A 17720-nucleotide genomic window follows, 5' to 3' on the forward strand; every position below is an offset into this window, starting at 1 on the left:
ATTACGCCGTGAGAACGGTTCAGTTACTCGGAATGATGGTCGGGATCTTGGTGCGTTTGAAGGCCACCACTTCAGCCCCCGCCCACACCATGACCGTTGCCAGCATCGTGAAGGCCAACGACTCCCGGTGGATGGCGTCGATGCCTCCCAGCAACGTCATCACCACCAACAGGACCAGCATCTTGCCGACATAACCACCGAGTGCGATGACCATCACAAATTGCGGGTTCATGCCCCCGGAGAACCGCATCAGCCAAATGGTCAGCAGCGAGGACCCGAAGGCCACGACCCCACCGATCAGCGCTCCCACGAGCCCGGGAACCCCGACCAGGACCGTCGCCACGATCGCCCCGAGGACCACGGTGGCCACGCCCGGCCACACCGCGGTGCGCAGCATCGCCGTGGCCAACCTGCGCACGACCTCGGCGTGCGGGTTCTCCGGCTCGGCCCGCTCGCCGGTGGCGGGCTCGGATGCTTCGCTCATCAGGACTCTCGATCGACTCGGGTTCGCATGCGCGGAATCAACGAAATGATAGCGGCCAACAGCACCGTCAAGGCCACGACCCAGCCGACGACCCACGTGTTGAACAGCGTCAACGACACCGCGCCGAAGGCGATCACCGCCGCCCACAGGTACATCAGCAGCACCGCGCGGCGCTGCGAGTGCCCGATTTCCAGCAGCCGGTGGTGCAGGTGCATCTTGTCGGCGTGGAACGGGCTCTTGCCCGCCTTCGTCCGCCGCACCACCGCCATGATCAGGTCCAGCAGCGGGACGAACAGCACCGCCGCGACCACCAGCAGCGGCGAGAGCAGCGCGATCGTGTCGCCCGGCCCGGAGCCGGTGTAGATGATCCGGCCCGAGGCCGAGGTGCTCGCCGTCGCCAGCATCAGGCCGATCAGCATCGACCCCGAGTCACCCATGAAGATCTTCGCGGGCTGGAAGTTGTGCGGCAGGAAGCCCAGGCACGCGCCGGCGATGGCCGCCGCGATCAGCGCCGGCGGGTAGGCGTTGACGTCGCCGTTCTGCCGGTCAAGCACGCTCAGGCAGAACACGAACGTCGCGGCCGCCGAGATCAACCCGATGCCCGAGGCCAGCCCGTCCAGACCGTCGACGAAGTTCATCGCGTTGATCATGGCCACGACCAGCAGCACCGTCAGCAGCTGACCCTGGTTGCTGCCCAGCACCAGCAGCTGACCGACGTGCCCGTCCGTGCCGCCCCACGGCACCCAGAACACGAACCACTGCACACCGGAGAGCACCAGGATCCCGGCCGCGGTGACCTGCCCGGCCAGCTTCGTCAGCGAATCCAGCTCGAACCGGTCGTCGAGCGCGCCCACCAGCACGATCAGCCCGCCGGCGATGAGCACGGCCAGCGAATCCTTGGAGTAGGCGAAACCGCGCGACAGCGCGGGCAGGTTGGCGGCCAGGAACGTCGCGGCCAGCACACCGCCGTACATCGCCACGCCGCCCATCCGCGGCATCGGCTTGACGTGCACGTCGCGGACACGGGGGTAGGCGACCGCGCCCACCCGGATGGCCAGCAACCGGACCAGGCCGGTCAGCAGGAACGTGGTGACCGCCGCCGTGAGCATGACCAGCAGGTACTCACGAGCGGGCAGTCCGACCGGGGCGAAGGGTGCGTAGTCCATACCGGTGGCTCACCCGCGCTGCGGCGCGAAGTCGAAGTCCAGCCCCCAGGACGGAGTAATCAAACCCGGCGCTCCTCATCGCTTGAGAATCGCGGCCCCTGAACGGCGTCGCCGCGGCGCACCGCGCCCAGCGGCGAGACCGCCGCCCGCCCCGACGGGGGCGACTGGTCCGCGTTGTGTCCGCTGTAACGCTATCGATCCCGGTGCTGGGACTTCTCACCGGTCCGCTTCGATCTCCACACCCAGCACGTCGGACAACTCCGCCCTGCTCACGGCGCCGTCCCGCAGCACCCGAGGGGTCCCCTGGGTCAGATCGACGATGGTCGAGGCCACCGCCTCCCCCGAAGGACCGCCCTCCAGGTACACCTGCACGCGGTCACCCAGCTGCGCCTCGGCTTCCTCGGCGTTGGTGGCGGGCGGCTGACCAGTGTGGTTGGCGCTGGAGACGGCCATCGGGCCGACCTCGCGCAACAGGTCCAGCGCGACCGGGTGCAGCGGCATCCGCAGGTTCACGGTGCCCCGGGTCTCGCCCAGGTTCCAGTTCAGTGACGGTGCCTGCGGCAGAACCAGGGACAGGCCACCCGGCCAGAACGCCTCGATGAGCGCGCGAGCCTGCTCCGGAACCGACATCACCAGCCCATCCACAGTGGACCAGGACCCCACGAGGACCGGAACGGGCATGTCCGGGCCCCGCCCCTTCGCCGCCAGGAGCGAACGCACGGCCTCGGCGTCGAAGGCGTCGGCGCCGATGCCGTAGACCGTGTCGGTCGGCAGCACGACGAGCCCGCCGGCGCGGACCGCGTTCGCCGCGGCGGCCAATCCCGCCTTGCGCTTGTCCGGACTGCTGCAGTCAAAAACGGTGCTCACTCCTCGCATCCTGGCACGCCACGCCGAGACCCCTTCAGGTGGTGCAGCGGATCACCGTCCAGGAGCATCCTTACGAGTAACACCGGGGCATCGGCCCGAGATCAATTCGGGTGTGGCCGTGGACACGAAACGAGCCCGACCTCCCACGCGTCTGCCGAACACGGGCACCGACGAAGCACGGAAATGAGGAGAACACTGATGACCGCCCCACCCCAGGGTGTCGAGGTCGACCAGATCGAATTCCCGGCCGGCAAGGTCCGCTACTACAAGGCGGGGACCGACGGGCCACCGATCGTTCTGCTGCACGGCGGCGGACCCGACAACGCCCTGCTGAGCTGGCGGAACACCATCGGCGTTCTGGCCGCCGACCACCGCGTCTTCGCCCCCGACCTGCCCGGCCAGGGCGGCAGCACCGAGTGGCGCGGACGCGGCAACCAGCGCACCTTCGAAGAGGTCCTGCGCTGGCTGCTCGACGCCTGGAGGATCCCGCAGGCCACCCTGGTCGGCCTGTCCATGGGCGGCAGCATCGCGACCGGTTTCACGCTGCGCCACCCGCAGCGGGTGCGCGCGCTCGCGCTCGTCGACAGCACCGGGGTGCAGCACCGCATGCCGCACCACCTGGCCACCTACCTGCTGATGCGCACCGGGTTCAGCGGGCGGATGGCCGCCACGCTGCTGCGGAGCAACCGCTCCCTGGCCCGCTTCGCGCTGAACAAGGTGTTCTTCGCCGACGCCTCCTCGGTGCGGGACCTGGACTCCATCGTCGACGAGGTCAGGGCCGAAGCCGCCGTCCGCCGCTCGGTCTTCGCCGACTGGCACGCCGACGCGATCAACCGCCGCTCGATGACCATCAACCACCTGCCCCAGCTCAACCGGATCACCTGCCCCGTCACCGTGATCCACGGCGAGAAGGACGCCCTGATCCCGGTCGCCTCCGCCCAGGCAGTGGCGGGCGCCATCCCGGGCGCGCAGCTGCGGGTCATGCCGCAGGCGGGCCACTGGCCCAACCGCGAACGCCCCACCGAGTTCAACGCGCTGCTCCGCGAGTTCGTCAACGCCGTCAACACCCCGGCGATCGCCCCGCAGAAGGGGACCAACGGCCCGGCCAAGCGCGATGAGAGCGCGGAGGCCCCGACGCACCGGCTGAAGGTCCCCAAGGCCGGCGAGTCCGCGAAACCGGCGGACACCGCCAGCACCGAGGAAGCGCACGCCCCCGCCGCGAAGGACGAAGGCGTGGACTCCCCGACCAAGCTGCTGAAGGTCGGGCCGGTCGGCAGCACCCCTGAATCCGCCGAGTCCACCGAGGACGTCGCGGGAACCACCGAGTCCGCGGAACCGGAGGGAACCGAATCGGCGGAGTCGAAGACGACCGAGGAGACGGAATCGGCGGAGTCGGAGCCAGCCGAGGAATCCGATTCGGCGGAGTCCAAACCGGCCGAGAAGACCGAGTCGACGGAAAGCGACTCGGCGGAGAGGCAAGCCGCGGACGCCGAGTCCCCGGAGAAGCCTGCCGACGACAACGCCGAGACCGCCGACGCTGAGCAGAAGGCGACCACCGACGCACCGACCCGCTTCATGAAGGTCGGCTCGGAACCGTCGACCCCGGCAGCAGAAGAAGAGCCGGAAGCCGAAACCGAGAAACCCACCGAGAAGCCCTCGGACAGCACCTCCGAAGACGACGAGAAGCCGAAGAAGGACGACTCCCCAGGCACCGGCGACAAGCCCGCGACCTGAGCAAGGGGACCTTCCGCTCACCAGAGGCCCCTGTCCATCACCGGGAATCCGATCCCCGGCGGGCAGGGGCCCTTCTCATCGCGAGGAAGGGAACCTTCCTGTCACTCCGGGTGGGTGCGGCGGGCGGTGGCGAAACGGGGTCGGCCGGCGAGGTCCGGGTGCTCCTGGACCTCGGTCAGGACCCTGCGGGCGCGCAGCAGCGCGGGCACCGAGCCGCCGTGGGTGTCGTCGTGCTCGATCGCCACACCGCCACCCGGTTTGAGCAGCCGGGCCGCGCAGGCCACCACGTGGCGGACGACGTCGAGTCCGTCCCGGCCGCCGAAGACGGCCTCGTGCGGGTCGTGGTGGCGGACCTCCGGCGGAACCGGGGTTCCGTCGGGGACGTACGGCGGATTGCAGACGACCAGATCGACCAGGCCCTCCAACTCCATGAACAGCATCGGGTCGGTGACGTCGCCGGAGTAGAGGCCGATCGGGGTGTCCCCCGCCTCCGACCGCAGGCCGGCGTTGCGGCGGGCCCACGACAGGGCGGCGGGGTCCTTCTCGACCGCGTGCACGCACGCGTCGGGGCGGACGTGCGCCAAGGCGAGGGCGAGCGCTCCCGAACCCGAGCACAGGTCGACGATCGTGGGCCGCTCGACGCCGTCCACGACACCGACACCCCACTCGACCAGCAGCTCGGTCTCCGGGCGGGGCACGAACACGCCGGGCCCGACCTCCAGGTCCACGCCGCCCAGGTGGGCGCGGCCGGTCAGGTGCTGCAGCGGGACGCGCGCGGCGCGGCGGCCCACCAGTTCCTGCAGCGCCTCCACGACCGGCGGGTCGACCAGGGGAACCATCATGAGCTTGGTGCGCTCGACGCCGAGCAGATGCGCGGCGAGCAGCTCGGCGTCGGCGCGCGGACTACCCACGCCCGCCGCCGCAAGAGTGCGCTCGGCCTCCAGGATTGCCAAGCGCAGTGGCTGTCGGGTCACGTCGATCAGCTTAGAGCGCAAGGCGCTCGTTGCGATCGGCAGCGAGCAGCGCGTCGAGCACCGCGTCCAGGTCGCCGTCGAGAACGTGGTCGAGGTTGTACGCCTTGTAGTTGACCCGGTGGTCCGAGATCCGGTTCTCCGGGAAGTTGTAGGTGCGGATGCGCTCCGAGCGGTCCACCGTGCGGACCTGGCTGCGACGGGTCTCCGACGCCTCGCGCTCCGCCTCTTCCTCGGCTGCCGCCTGCAAGCGGGCCTTGAGCACCTGAATGGCGCGCAGCTTGTTCTGCAGCTGCGACTTCTCGTTCTGGCAGGACACCACGATGCCCGTCGGCAGGTGGGTGATGCGCACCGCGGAGTCCGTGGTGTTCACGCTCTGCCCACCCGGCCCGGAGGACCGGTACACGTCGATGCGCAGGTCCTTCTCGTCGACCTCGACCTCGACCTCTTCCGGTTCGGGGTAGACCAGGACACCGGCCGCGGAGGTGTGCACGCGTCCCTGGGACTCGGTGACCGGCACGCGCTGCACGCGGTGCACGCCACCTTCGAACTTCATCTTCGACCACACGCCGTCGGGGCTGTTGTCGCCGGACTTGGCCTTGAGCGCGACAGTGGCGTCCTTGTAGCCGCCGAGATCGGATTCGGTGGCGTCGAGAACCTCGGCGCGCCAGCCGCGGCGCTCGGCGAAGCGCAGGTACATGCGCAGCAGGTCACCGGCGAACAGCGCGGACTCCTCGCCACCTTCACCGGACTTGACCTCCAGCACCACGTCGGAACCGTCGTGCGGGTCCCGCGGCAGCAGCAGCTCGGTGAGCTTGTCCTCCAGCTCGGGGATGCGCTCGGCGAGCCGCTCGGCCTCCTCGGCGAACCCCTCGTCCTCGGTGGCGAGCTCCTGCGCGGTCTCCAGGTCGGAGCGAACCTCGTCCAGCTCGCGCGAGGTGCGCACGATGGGGGTGAGCTCGGCGTAGCGGCGGCCGAGCTTGCGGGCGTTCGCCTGGTCGACGTGCACGCTCGGGTCGGCCAGCCGCTTCTCCAGATCGTCGTACTCGGCGAGCAGGCCTTCGAGCTTCGATGTCTCCACGGGGCGACCCTTTTCCTGACGGCTGTGAAGTGGGACGAAGCCGCCCCGGTCGAGACGGCCCTCACGCAAAGACGGCGCCCGCCCTCACGCGCGATGCGGAGAGCGGGCGCCGTCGGCGCAGCTACTTCTTGCGCTTGCCGTAACGGGCCTCGAAGCGGGCCACGCGGCCACCGGTGTCCAGGATCTTCTGCTTGCCCGTGTAGAACGGGTGGCAGTTCGAGCAGACCTCAACGGTGATCTGACCGCTCTTGCGGGTGCTGTGGGTGGTGAAGCTGTTGCCACAACCGCAGTTGACCTGCGTCACCACGTACTCGGGGTGAATGCCACTCTTCAACGGCTTTTCCTCTCAACTTGGCCGCCGGGTCCACGCGCCCATCGCAGCGTGGTGAACCGGGACCGGAACCAGCCTTCAATTGTGCCAGACCACGGCACGCGACCTGCAACGCAGGTGTTCGGGCCAGTATTCCCGGAGCCGCTCGTCGCACCAGTGCGACCGCCCGGCGCAGCAGAGCAACCGCCTGCCGAGACCAGGCGCACCCGAGATGCACAACCCCGTGAACACCGTTCATCATTTGCGCGTGTTGTTCTGCGCTGTGCTGGGGAAACTCACGATCAAGTCGTGGGTGTCCCTCCCTCTGCTCTTCTTGGGCAGCGCCACCGGCGTCGCCGCGCTGATCGACCTGCTGGCGTTACAGAACGAACCGACGCTGCAGAGCGAGCTGTCGCTGTCGGCTCCGCTGCTGTTCGGCTTCGCCGCCGGGCTCGCGCTGTTCAGCGCCGACCAAGTGCAGTGGCGCTTCCGCTGGCAGCGGCTGAGCCTGCGCATCGCCTATCCGCTGGCGATGGTCGCGTGCGCGGTCGCCCTGGACGCCTTCACGCTGCCGATCGGCGCCGCTCTGATCATCGGACCGATCGCAGCGGTCCTGCTCGCGGCGATGCTGATGCGCAACGCCGCTACGCGCGACAAGGCCGACTACCTCACCTCGTGAGCGCGCGGCACCGGTGAGCAAGGGAACCTTCCTGTCACCGCCCCGCTGAGCAGGGCTGAGCACGGGAACCTTCCTGTCACCCCCAACGCAAAAAGCAGGGCCCGCACCACTCGGGTGCGGGCCCTGCTTTCCGGTGGGGACGATCAGTCGTCGTCCTTGCCCGGGGTGGTCTTGGCGACCTGCATCAGGAACTCGATGTTGGTGCGCGACTTGCGCAACCGGTCCTGCAGGAGTTCCAGAGCCTGCTGCGCGTCGAGGGCGGAGAGCACCCGGCGCAGCTTGTGCGTGACGGCCAGCTCGTCCGAGGACAGCAGGATCTCGTCCTTGCGGGTGCTGGAGGAGTCCACGTCGACCGCCGGGAACAGCCGCTTGTCGGCGAGCTTGCGGTCCAGCTTGAGCTCCGCGTTACCGGTGCCCTTGAACTCCTCGAAGATGACCGTGTCCATGGTCGAACCGGTCTCCACCAGCGCGGTGGCGAAGATGGTCAGCGAACCGCCGTTCTCGATGTTGCGAGCCGCGCCCAGGAACCGCTTCGGCGGGTACAGGGCGGTGGAGTCGACACCACCGGACAGGATTCGCCCGGATGCCGGGGCCGCCAGGTTGTAGGCGCGGCCCAGACGGGTGATCGAGTCCAGCAGCACGACGACGTCGTGGCCCATCTCCACCAGGCGCTTGGCGCGCTCGATGGACAGCTCGGCGACCGTGGTGTGGTCCGACGGCGGACGGTCGAAGGTGGAGGCGATGACCTCACCCTTGACCGAGCGCTGCATGTCGGTGACCTCTTCCGGACGCTCGTCCGCCAGGACGACCATCAGGTGGCACTCGGGGTTGTTCGTGGTGATCGCGTTGGCGATCGCCTGCAGCACCATCGTCTTACCGGCCTTGGGCGGCGAGACGATCAGCGCGCGCTGCCCCTTGCCGACGGGCATCACCAGGTCGATGATCCGGCCGGTCAAGTTCTGCGGCTCGGTCTCCAGACGCAGCCGCTCGTTCGGGTACAGCGGCGTCAGCTTGTGGAACTCGGAGCGGCTCTTGGCCGCTTCCGGCTCCAGGCCGTTGATGGAGTCCACCCGCACCAGCGGGTTGAACTTCTGCCGCTGCTGCTCGCCCTCGCGAGGCTGCTTGATGACGCCCTTGATCGCGTCACCGCGGCGCAGGCCGTACTTGCGCACCAGCGACAGCGAGACGTAGACGTCGTTCGGGCCGGCCAGGTAGCCGGAGGTGCGCACGAAGGCGTAGTTCTCCAGCACGTCGAGGATGCCGGCGACGGGCAGCAGGACGTCGTCCTCGCGGACCTCCGGCTCGCCACCTTCACCACGACCGCGGTTGCGGCGGCGGTCGCGGAAGCGACGGCCACCTCGGCCCCGGCGACCGCCCTCGTCGTCATCGTCCTGCCGGTTGTCCCGGTCCTGGCGATCCTGACGATTGTTGTCCCGGTCCTGCCGGTCCTGGCGGTTGTCCCGGTCCTGCCGGTTGTTCTCGGACTTGCGCTCGGCGGTGCCGCCGCCGCGCTGGTCGTCGGCACCGCCCGACTCGGTGCCCGCGTTGCGCCCGTTGGAACGGCGGCGGCGGTTGTTGCCACGACGATTGTCGTCGTCACCGCCACTTTCGCCGGACTGCCGCCGGGTGCGGGTGCGCGTGGGGGCGGAGCCGTTGTTGTTCGACTCGGCCGCGGTGTCGCGCGAGGCGTTGTCGCCCTCGTTGCTGGTGCTGTCGAGGGTCGGCTGGCTTCCCTTGGCGGGGGATTCTTCGCTGCGCACCTGCGCCTTCTTCGCGGTCGAGCGGGTCCGCGGCGCAGTGCTGCCGCCGCCCTGCTTCTCCTTGATCGCGGCGATCAGGTCGCCCTTGCGGAGGCCCCCGGTCTCGATCCCCAGTTCCCCCGCGAGTTGGCGCAGCTCGGCAAGAACCATGCCTGAGAGTCCGCCGCGTCGCCGCGGAGTGCCGTTGGCCTCGGCGTCCTGCTGGCCAGCAGATGAGGTGCCGTTGGCGGCCTCGCTGCTCAACAGATCGGTGTTGCTCACGAATGTCCTTCCTGACCGGACCGCGCCTCCTACGCGACCCAGCGGATTGCCCGCCCGCTCGTTTGAGTGCGGACGGCCGGTATGTGCTACCAGCCCTTTCGCCGGTCGGATTCGCCCCTCGGACGCAGCATTACCGACTTCGACGTTGGCTCGGGGAACCAGCAGCACCGGGCAGTGGGAGGCACCCGGCTCGCGTGGTTCATGTGCGACGCATCCACTCCGATCCACACGTGCCGATGCACGTCCTGCCGCCTCATTCCAGGAATCCCCGACTCTCGGATTGCCCCGGTGGTGAACCGGGAAACTTCAGGATCCGGGTCGGCGTCATGGTCACCTTGGGAGGCCACACCGTGGAACTTAAAGCCCCCACCCCGACATCGGCAACGGATTGGCGCCGATGATCCCGAAGCAAACTCACTTTGAGTTGACAACTCCTGCCTCGGTCACCGCGGTCGCCAGACCCGCCTAAGTTGATCTTCGCCCTTGTCGGGCGGAGTCCAATTCACAGCGGGAGATGCGCCCCGGAAAACGATGTTCCGGGCACGGCACCGGCCCTAGGCGCGGTGACTGATTGACCTTGAGGGTAGACGCCCCGTAGTTCGGGTGCAACAACCCCCTGGGCGTGGCGCCCTTGCAGATCGTGCCGTCGACATTCAGCGAAACGAAGGCCCCCGGAAGCGGGCGCGATCCTCGAAGTCGAAGATCAGGTCCGCCTAGTTTCCTCCGGCGCCTCGCACAGCCGGATCGTCGGCGACACTTCCTTTCTACCACTTCTCGCGAAACCGCCGCGCCCCGGGCCGGTGAACTGCCCTTTTCCACTCAGCGCACAGCCCGGGGACGGCGACTCAACACGAGATGACCAGCGCGCGGAATCAGCCCTCGACGTGCGTTCGGACACCTTCGCGATCGACCGGAAGATCCAGCGCCTTGAACCCGCTCGGAGCAACCTCGTGCGCGTTCGCGTTCTTGCTCGGGAGCGCCAGCACGGTCGGGCCCGCGCCGGACACGGCCGCCGCGATCCCCTCGGCGCGCAGCGCGCGCACCAGCGCGACGGTCTCCGGCCACGCCGGTTCGCGGTAGTCCTGGTGCAGCCGGTCATCGGTCGCGGCCAGCAGCAGCGACGGGTCACGGGTGATCGCGTGCACGGCGAGCGCAGCACGACCTGCCGCGAACGCGGCGTCGGCGTGCGGAACCCGCTCCGGCAGCAGCCCCCGCGTCACGTGCGTCGACGATTCCCCTTGCGGCACAAAGGCGACCGGCGACACGTCCGGATGCGCCGGCACGCTCGCCGCGCGGAAGCGGTCGGATTCCCGCCAGGCGACGACGAAATCTCCGAGCAGGCTCGCCGCCACGTTGTCGGCGTGCCCCTCGCGCACCGCCGCCAGGTGCAGCGCGCGCTCGACGTTTTCCGTTGCCCGCAGGTCGATTCCCGCCAAACCGTGCGCGACGGCGATACCGGCGACGATCGCCGCCGCGGAGGATCCCAGCCCCCGCGAATGCGGAATGTTGTTCTCGCAGTGCAGATCGAGGGCGGGCAGGTCCTGAATCCCCAGTTCCACCAGGGTGTCGTGCACGACGCGGACGACGAGGTGCCGCTCATCGCCGGGCAGCAACCCCGCGCCCTGCCCGGCCACCGACACCGTCGCCGTACCGGGCGGGCCGTCGATCACGCGCGCGAAGACCGTGTCGCACAAGGACAACGCCATGCCCAGCGCGTCGAAACCGGAGCCGAGGTTCGCCGTCGACGCGGGAACCTCGACCCGGACCGACCGCGCCGGGAGCGAGCTCAACGCAACTCCAACGCGTCGGCGACCGCGCTCGGGTCGACCGGCAGCGGCTCGACCTCGACCATGCCCGCCAGCGCGGTGTCGGGATCCTTCAACCCGTGACCGGTGACGGTGCAGACCACGACGGAACCCTTCGGCAGGCTTCCGTCGGCGGAACTGGCCAGCAGCCCCGCCACGCTCGAGGCCGACGCGGGCTCGACGAACACGCCCTCCCGGCCCGCGAGAACCCGGTAGGCGTTGAGGATCTCCTCATCCGTCACCGCCGAGAACAGGCCATTCGAAGCGTCCTTGGCCTTGACCGCGCCCTGCCAGGAAGCCGGGCTGCCGACGCGGATCGCGGTCGCGATCGTCTCGGGCTCGGCGACCGGCTGACCGTGCACCAGCGGCGCGGCACCCGCGGCCTGGAAACCGAACATCCGCGGCAGCGAGTCGGTGATCCCGTCGCGGTGGTACTCGGTGTAGCCCTTCCAGTAGGCCGTGATGTTGCCGGCGTTGCCGACCGGCAGGCAGTGGATGTCGGGGGCGCGGCCCAGCACGTCGCAGATCTCGAACGACGCGGTCTTCTGGCCCTCCAAGCGGACCGGGTTGACCGAGTTGACCAGGGTGACCGGGTGCTCGGCGGCGGTCTTGCGGGCCAGTTCCAGGCAGTCGTCGAAGTTGCCCTGCACCTGCAGGATCTTGGCGCCGTGCACCACGGCCTGGGCGAGCTTGCCCAGCGCGATCTTGCCCCGGGGCACCAGCACCGCGGAGGTCAGCCCCGCGCGGGCGGCGTAGGCGGCTGCCGAGGCCGAGGTGTTGCCGGTGGAGGCGCAGATGACGGCCTTGCTGCCCTCGGCGAGCGCGTGGGTGATGGCCACCGTCATGCCGCGGTCCTTGAACGAACCGGTCGGGTTGGCACCCTCGACCTTCAGGTAGACGGTGCATCCCGTCTGCTCGGACAGGTACGGCGCAGGAACCAGCGGGGTGTTGCCCTCCTGCAGGGTCACGACGTGAGCCCCGTCGGGAACCTCCACCCGGTCCCGGTAGGCCTCGATCAGGCCCGGCCACCCGGCCCCGGACCGCGGCGGAGCACTCTGGATGTTCGTCACGTCGGTTCACCTTCCACGCGCATCACGCTGACCACTTCGCGCACAATCGGGAGCTGCGCGATTTTGTCCACTGTGGACGAAAGTGCCGCGTCGGGGGCGGTGTGCGTGACCACCACGAGACTGGCCTCCGCACCTCTGCCCTGCTGACGCACCACCGAAATGCTCACATCGTGCTCGTTGAACGTCGCCGCGACCTGCGAGAGGACACCAGGTTTGTCGGCCACGTCGAGACTGATGTGGTAGCGGGTCGGGGTATTGCCCATCGGCTGGACCGGCAGCTGGGCGTGCGCGGACTCCCGCGGCCCCTTGCCCTTGACGACCAGGTTCCGGGCGACCGCCACGAGGTCTCCCAACACCGCGCTCGCCGTAGGGGCGCCCCCGGCGCCCTGCCCGTAGAACATGAGCTGACCGGCGGCCTCGGCCTCCACGAACACCGCGTTGAACGCCCCGCCCACACCGGCCAGCGGATGGCTGCGCGGGATCATCGCCGGGTGCACGCGCGCCGACACCGACTCGGTGCCGTCCTCGTCGATCACCCGCTCGCAGATCGCCAGCAGCTTCACCGTGCGATCGAGGGTCGCCGCCGCCGCGATGTCGCCCGGAGTGACCGCGGAGATCCCCTCCCGGTGCACATCACTGGCCGTCACGCGGGTGTGGAAGGCCAGCGACGCGAGGATGGCTGCCTTCGCCGCAGCGTCGAAACCGTCCACGTCCGCCGTCGGATCCGCCTCCGCGTAGCCCAGGCGCCCGGCCTCGTCGAGGGTCTCCGAGTAGCCGGCTCCGGTGGAATCCATCGCCGACAGGATGTAGTTCGTCGTGCCGTTGACGATGCCCATGACCCGGTTGATCCGGTCACCGGCCAACGACTCGCGCAGCGGCCGCAGCAGCGGAATGGCCCCCGCCACGGCGGCCTCGAAGTAGATGTCGGTGCCCGCCTCGTCGGCAGCCGCGTACAGCTCCGACCCGTGCTCGGCCAGCAGCGCCTTGTTCGCCGTGACCACCGACTTGCCCGAACGCAGCGCGGTGAGCAGCAGCGATCGGGCCGGTTCGATGCCGCCGATGAGCTCGACGACGACATCGACGTCACCTTCCACCAACGCCTGGGCATCGGTGGTCAGCAGGTTCTCTGGCACCTCGGGATGCTTGTGCGGGCGCCGCACCGCGACGCCGGTGACCAGCATCGGGGCCCCCGTGCGCGCCGCGAATTCCTCCGGTTGGTCCCGCAGCAGCCGCAGCACCTCGGTGCCCACGGTGCCGCAGCCCAACAGCGCGACCCTGATCGGTTCACGGTCCCGGATCACTCACACCTCCAGCCGGAGCAGGTCGTTCTCGGTTTCCCTGCGCAGCAACAATCGCGCCTGACCAGCGCGAACCGCAACCACCGGCGGCTTGGGCAGGCGGTTGTAGTTGCTGGCCATCACGTAGCAGTACGCCCCGGTGGCAGCCACCGCGAGCAGGTCTCCCGGAGCAATGTCCTCTGGAAGCCAGCAATCGCGCACCACTACGTCACCGGATTCACAGTGCTTGCCCACGATGCGGGACAGAACCGGCTCCGCTTCGGCCGAACGCGACACCAATCGGCTGTCGTAGACCGCGTCGTAGAGCGAGGTGCGGATGTTGTCGCTCATCCCGCCGTCAACGCTGACGTAACGGCGCTCGACGTCGGCTCCCAGCGCGACGTCCTTGATCGTGCCCACCTCGTAGACGGTGATCATGCTCGGGCCGACGATGGCGCGACCCGGCTCCACCGCGATCTTGGGAACCGGAAGACCAGCGTTGTCGGCTTCCTTGCCCACGATCTCGAACAGCCGGGTGGCCAGCTGCGATGGAGGCATCGGGTCGTCGTCCGGGGTGTAGGCGATGCCCAGCCCGCCACCGAGGTCGACGGTGTCGGCGGAAGCCAGCGCGTCCTCGCCGTGCTCCTCGCGCAACTCGGCCAGCAGGCGCACCACCCGGTGCGCGGCCAGCTCGAAACCGTCCACCTCGAAGATCTGCGAACCGATGTGGCTGTGCAGACCGGCCAGCTCCAGCGAATCGGCCTTGAGCACCCGGGCCACGGCCTCGGCTGCCTGCCCCGCGGCCAGCGAGAACCCGAACTTCTGGTCCTCGTGCGCGGTGGCGATGAACTCGTGGGTGTGCGCCTCGACGCCGACGGTCACCCGCACCAGCACCCGCTGCCGAGCGCCGCGCTGGGTGGCGATGTGGTCGAGCCGGGCGATCTCGTGGAACGAGTCCAGCACCACCGAGCCGACCCCGGCCTCCACGGCGGCGGTCAGCTCGGCCACGGACTTGTTGTTGCCGTGGAACGTGATGCGCTCAGCCGGGAACCCCGCGCGCAGCGCCACGGCGAGTTCGCCGCCGCTGCACACGTCCAGGCTCAGCCCCTCCTCGGCGACCCAGCGGGCCACCTCGGTGCACAGGAACGCCTTGGAGGCGTAGTGCACGGCGGACGGGTCGCCGAACGCCTGGGCGTAGTCGCGAGCGCGGGACCGGAAGTCGTCCTCGTCGAGCACGAACAGCGGCGTGCCGTACTGCTCGGCGAGTTCCCGCACGTCCAGGCCGGCGACGCGGACGACGCCGTCAGCGCCGCGCTCGCTGTTGCGCGGCCACACCTGGGGGTGCAGCTGATCGATCTCCCCGGAGCTCGCCGGAGACGGTCCTGCGGTGTTGCCGGGTGGCACGACATCGGCGTGCCGAGGCCCGGCGGGATGGGCGCGCATGTTGACAAAGCTCCTTCGCGCAGCCTGCCGCTGGACAGGCGGTGAAATCAGGCGGCACGGCACCCTCCTCGTCGAGGGTGAGCCATCCGCCTGCGATTACATCTGTTCCGGCGCGCTCACGCCGAGCAGGCCCAGACCGTTGGCCAGCACCTGGCGGGTGGCCTCGCACAGCTGCAGCCGGGCGATGGTCAGCGGGTTGGACTGGTCGTCACCGGGCTGCAGCACGCGGCACGCGTCGTAGAACTTGTGGTACGCGCTGGCCACGTCCTCCAGGTAACGAGCCACCCGGTGCGGTTCGCGCAGCTGGGCGGCCGAGCGCACCACGCGGGGGAACTCGCCCAGGGTGCGGATCAGGTCGCCCTCACGTTCGTGGGTGAGCAGCGACAGATCGGCATTCTCCACGGATCCCCGCTCGATGCCCAGGGAGGTGGCGTTGCGCTGCAGCGACGACAACCGGGCGTGCGCGTACTGCACGTAGAAGACCGGGTTCTCGTTGGTGCGCTTGCTGATCAGGTCCAGGTCGATGTCCACCGCGGAGTCCACCGAGGAGCGGATCAGCGAGTAGCGCGCGGCATCGACGCCCACGGCCTCGACGAGGTCCTCGAGGGTGACCACGGTGCCGTTGCGCTTGCTCATGCGGACGGGTTTGCCGTCGCGCATCAGGTTCACCATCTGGCCGATCAGCACCTCGACCACCGAGGGGTCGTCGCCGAGCGCCGCGGCTGCGGCCTTGAGCCGGGCGATGTAGCCGTGGTGGTCGGCACCGAGCATGTAGATGCACAGGTCGAAACCGCGGGACCGCTTGTCGCGCAGGTAGGCGATGTCGCCGGCGATGTAGGCCGGCGCGCCGTCGCTCTTGATGACGACCCGGTCCTTGTCGTCGCCGTACTCGGTGGAGCGCAGCCACCAGGCGCCGTCGGTGTAGTAGAGGTGATCGGAGGCCTTGAGCTGCTCGACGCAGGTCTCGACCTGGCCGGAGCTGTGCAGCGAGTCCTCGTGGAAGTAGACGTCGAAGACGGTGCCGAAATCGTTCAGGCTCTGCTTGATCTCTTCGAACATCAACCCGACGCCGACGCGGCGGAAGGTCTCGTGCCGCTCGTCCTCGGGCTGTTCCAGCACGCCCGGCTCCGCCTTGAGGACCTGGTCGGCGATCTCGGCGATGTAGCCGCCGCCGTAGCCGTCCTCCGGGGCGGGCTCGCCCTTGGCCCCGGCGATGAGGGATCGGACGAAGCGGTCGATCTGCGCACCGGCGTCGTTGAAGTAGTACTCGCGGGTCACCTCGGCGCCCTGAGCGGAAAGTACCCGTCCCAGCGCATCGCCGGCGGCCGCCCAGCGGGTGCCGCCGAGGTGGATGGGGCCGGTCGGGTTGGCCGAGACGAACTCCAGGTTCACCTTCAGGCCGTTGTAGAGGTCGCCCTTGCCGTACTCGGCGCCGCTGCCCAGCGCCTCGCGCACGATCTGGCCCTGGGCGTCGGGCGCGAGCCGCAGGTTCAGGAAGCCGGGACCGGCGACGTCGGCCACGTCGATGGCGTCCTGGCTGGTCAGCGCCTCGGCGAGCCAGGTGGCGAGGTCGCGCGGGGCGACCCCTGCCTTCTTGGCGACCTGCATCGCGATGTTGGTCGCGTAGTCGCCGTGCTCCGGGTTTCGCGGGCGCTCGACGGTGACCGCCTCAGGCAGCACCGACGTGTCCAGCCCACGGGCGGAGAGCACGTCGACGGCGGTGTTGCGGACCAGTTCAGCGAGCGCGGCAGGAGTCACCCTGTGAAGTTTAGGGATCCTTCCACCCAGTTCAGACGCCGGGTGCCGCCCACTCCGTGGACTCGACGAGGGCCGTTCGGCCCAGCCGGGATTGGGCGACGCGCGCGAGGCGACCACGGGGCGTGATCGAAGCGTTGTCTGTGTGTGAGAACGTGTGGTGGCGAGCATTTGCCTATCGGCACACCGCCACACGGGCAATCTCTACACTGGCGGGCGCTGTCCCCCGGTTCTGGCGAGACGAGGTTTGCGAGCAGCATGGCTAAGAACAAAGCGGTGCGCGGCGCCGCCGTGGTGAACCAACGATCCATCCCGTGGCTGCTGGTCTCCGGGGTGACGGTGGTCGCGGTGTTCGCAGCGGTGATCTTCGGATACGCCTACACCCGGTGGTCCGATCAGGCCGCGACGCGCGATGCGCAGGCAGCCGCGGAGAAGGCCACCGAGGCGTTCAAGCCGTCGCCGCAGAACCCGGACCCGTCGAAGACGATCCCCGGGGTCGTCACCGCTGACTACAAGGCGCAGCTGCACGTCACCCCGAGCCAGCGCGTCGCCTACGACAAGAACCCGCCGTTCGGCGGCCCGCACGACGGCGTCTGGGCCGACTGCACCGGTGTGGTCTACCCGCAGGCGGTTCGCACCGAGAACATGATCCACTCGCTGGAGCACGGCGCGGTCTGGATCGCCTACAACCCGGAGAAGGTCGACCAGGCCGGCCTGGACCGCCTCAAGGTCCGCGCCCAGGGCAAGCCGTACACGATGCTGTCGCCGTACCCGGGCCTGGACAAGCCGATCTCGCTGCAGTCCTGGGGGCACCAGCTCAAGGTCGACAGCGCCGACGACCCGCGGATCGACCAGTTCATCACCGCGCTGCGCCTGAACAACAACGGCGTGTACCCCGAGGTCGGCGGTTCCTGCCAGGCCTACCCGGGTGCGTTCGACACCAACAGCCCGCCGAAGTTCGACGCGACTCCGCCCGGCCCGGATGCGGTCACCATGGACGGCAAGGGCGCGAACACCGGCACCGGCGAAATGGGCCAGTGAGCCCGTTGCCCCAGGC

The 17720-nt window shown here is 69.3% G+C and carries 15 protein-coding genes; 3 read left to right on the plus strand and 12 right to left on the minus strand.

Translation table 11 applies throughout. The features are described from left to right. Nucleotides 1–19: 19 nt before the first annotated feature. The 3 genes from AB0J91_RS04260 to AB0J91_RS04270 all read right to left on the minus strand — a co-directional run bounded on the left by AB0J91_RS04260 (nt 20) and on the right by AB0J91_RS04270 (nt 2517). A complete protein-coding gene (locus tag AB0J91_RS04260; RefSeq protein WP_363864028.1) occupies nt 20–484 on the minus strand; it encodes a hypothetical protein in 465 nt (154 codons plus the stop codon). Next, entirely contained in the window at nt 484–1650 is a 1167-nt protein-coding gene (locus AB0J91_RS04265; RefSeq protein ID WP_363794053.1) for an MraY family glycosyltransferase, read from the minus strand. The genes AB0J91_RS04260 and AB0J91_RS04265 overlap by 1 nt, the downstream gene beginning before the upstream one ends. Nucleotides 1651–1866: 216 nt before the next feature. Next, nucleotides 1867–2517, minus strand: coding sequence for an L-threonylcarbamoyladenylate synthase (locus tag AB0J91_RS04270; protein ID WP_363794051.1), 651 nt, complete (start codon nt 2515–2517; stop codon nt 1867–1869). 198 nt (nt 2518–2715) lie between these two features. On the opposite strand from AB0J91_RS04270, the gene AB0J91_RS04275 reads away from it, so the two are divergent. Further along, on the plus strand, nt 2716–4251 hold the full coding sequence (locus tag AB0J91_RS04275) for an alpha/beta fold hydrolase (RefSeq protein ID WP_363864030.1): 1536 nt from the start codon (nt 2716–2718) through the stop codon (nt 4249–4251). Nucleotides 4252–4352: 101 nt separating this feature from the next. Here the strand turns inward: AB0J91_RS04275 and prmC are convergent, their stop codons facing one another. The 3 genes from prmC to rpmE all read right to left on the minus strand — a co-directional run bounded on the left by prmC (nt 4353) and on the right by rpmE (nt 6637). Beyond that, nucleotides 4353–5225, minus strand: a complete 873-nt coding sequence (gene prmC, locus AB0J91_RS04280; RefSeq protein WP_363864032.1) for a peptide chain release factor N(5)-glutamine methyltransferase — start codon at nt 5223–5225, stop codon at nt 4353–4355. A gap of 10 nt (nt 5226–5235) precedes the next feature. Next, the gene (gene prfA, locus AB0J91_RS04285) at nt 5236–6303 is read right to left on the minus strand and encodes a peptide chain release factor 1 (protein ID WP_363864034.1); all 1068 of its coding nucleotides are present in this window, start codon (nt 6301–6303) and stop codon (nt 5236–5238) included. A 121-nt stretch (nt 6304–6424) separates the two neighbouring features. After that, on the minus strand, nt 6425–6637 hold the full coding sequence (gene rpmE / locus AB0J91_RS04290) for a 50S ribosomal protein L31 (protein ID WP_093413636.1): 213 nt from the start codon (nt 6635–6637) through the stop codon (nt 6425–6427). 289 nt (nt 6638–6926) lie between these two features. Between rpmE and AB0J91_RS04295 the strand changes: the two genes are divergently transcribed. Further along, on the plus strand, nt 6927–7292 hold the full coding sequence (locus tag AB0J91_RS04295) for a hypothetical protein (protein WP_363864036.1): 366 nt from the start codon (nt 6927–6929) through the stop codon (nt 7290–7292). Between the two features lie 143 nt (nt 7293–7435). Here AB0J91_RS04295 and rho read toward each other — a convergent pair whose 3' ends face one another. The 6 genes from rho to argS all read right to left on the minus strand — a co-directional run bounded on the left by rho (nt 7436) and on the right by argS (nt 16666). After that, nucleotides 7436–9313, minus strand: coding sequence for a transcription termination factor Rho (gene rho, locus AB0J91_RS04300; protein WP_363864038.1), 1878 nt, complete (start codon nt 9311–9313; stop codon nt 7436–7438). An 872-nt stretch (nt 9314–10185) separates the two neighbouring features. Then, nucleotides 10186–11103 carry a homoserine kinase gene (gene thrB / locus AB0J91_RS04305; RefSeq protein ID WP_363864040.1) on the minus strand — a complete coding sequence of 306 codons (918 nt, stop codon included), beginning with the start codon at nt 11101–11103 and terminating at the stop codon, nt 10186–10188. Further along, nucleotides 11100–12188: a threonine synthase gene (thrC, locus tag AB0J91_RS04310; RefSeq protein ID WP_363794038.1), complete on the minus strand. Its 1089-nt coding sequence runs from the start codon at nt 12186–12188 to the stop codon at nt 11100–11102. The genes thrB and thrC overlap by 4 nt, the downstream gene beginning before the upstream one ends. Continuing rightward, nucleotides 12185–13489: a homoserine dehydrogenase gene (locus tag AB0J91_RS04315; protein ID WP_363794036.1), complete on the minus strand. Its 1305-nt coding sequence runs from the start codon at nt 13487–13489 to the stop codon at nt 12185–12187. Before AB0J91_RS04315 ends, thrC begins: the two co-directional genes overlap by 4 nt. After that, nucleotides 13490–14908 carry a diaminopimelate decarboxylase gene (gene lysA / locus AB0J91_RS04320; RefSeq protein ID WP_363864042.1) on the minus strand — a complete coding sequence of 473 codons (1419 nt, stop codon included), beginning with the start codon at nt 14906–14908 and terminating at the stop codon, nt 13490–13492. A gap of 96 nt (nt 14909–15004) precedes the next feature. Beyond that, nucleotides 15005–16666 (minus strand): arginine--tRNA ligase, encoded by a 1662-nt coding sequence (gene argS, locus AB0J91_RS04325; protein ID WP_363864044.1) that lies wholly within the window; start codon nt 16664–16666, stop codon nt 15005–15007. A 255-nt stretch (nt 16667–16921) separates the two neighbouring features. On the opposite strand from argS, the gene AB0J91_RS04330 reads away from it, so the two are divergent. Then, the gene (locus AB0J91_RS04330; protein WP_363864046.1) at nt 16922–17704 is read left to right on the plus strand and encodes a DUF3105 domain-containing protein; all 783 of its coding nucleotides are present in this window, start codon (nt 16922–16924) and stop codon (nt 17702–17704) included. Nucleotides 17705–17720 lie beyond the last annotated feature (16 nt).

The sequence above is a fragment of the Saccharopolyspora sp. NPDC049357 genome, assembly GCF_040677225.1.
Taxonomy (GTDB): Bacteria; Actinomycetota; Actinomycetes; order Mycobacteriales; family Pseudonocardiaceae; genus Saccharopolyspora.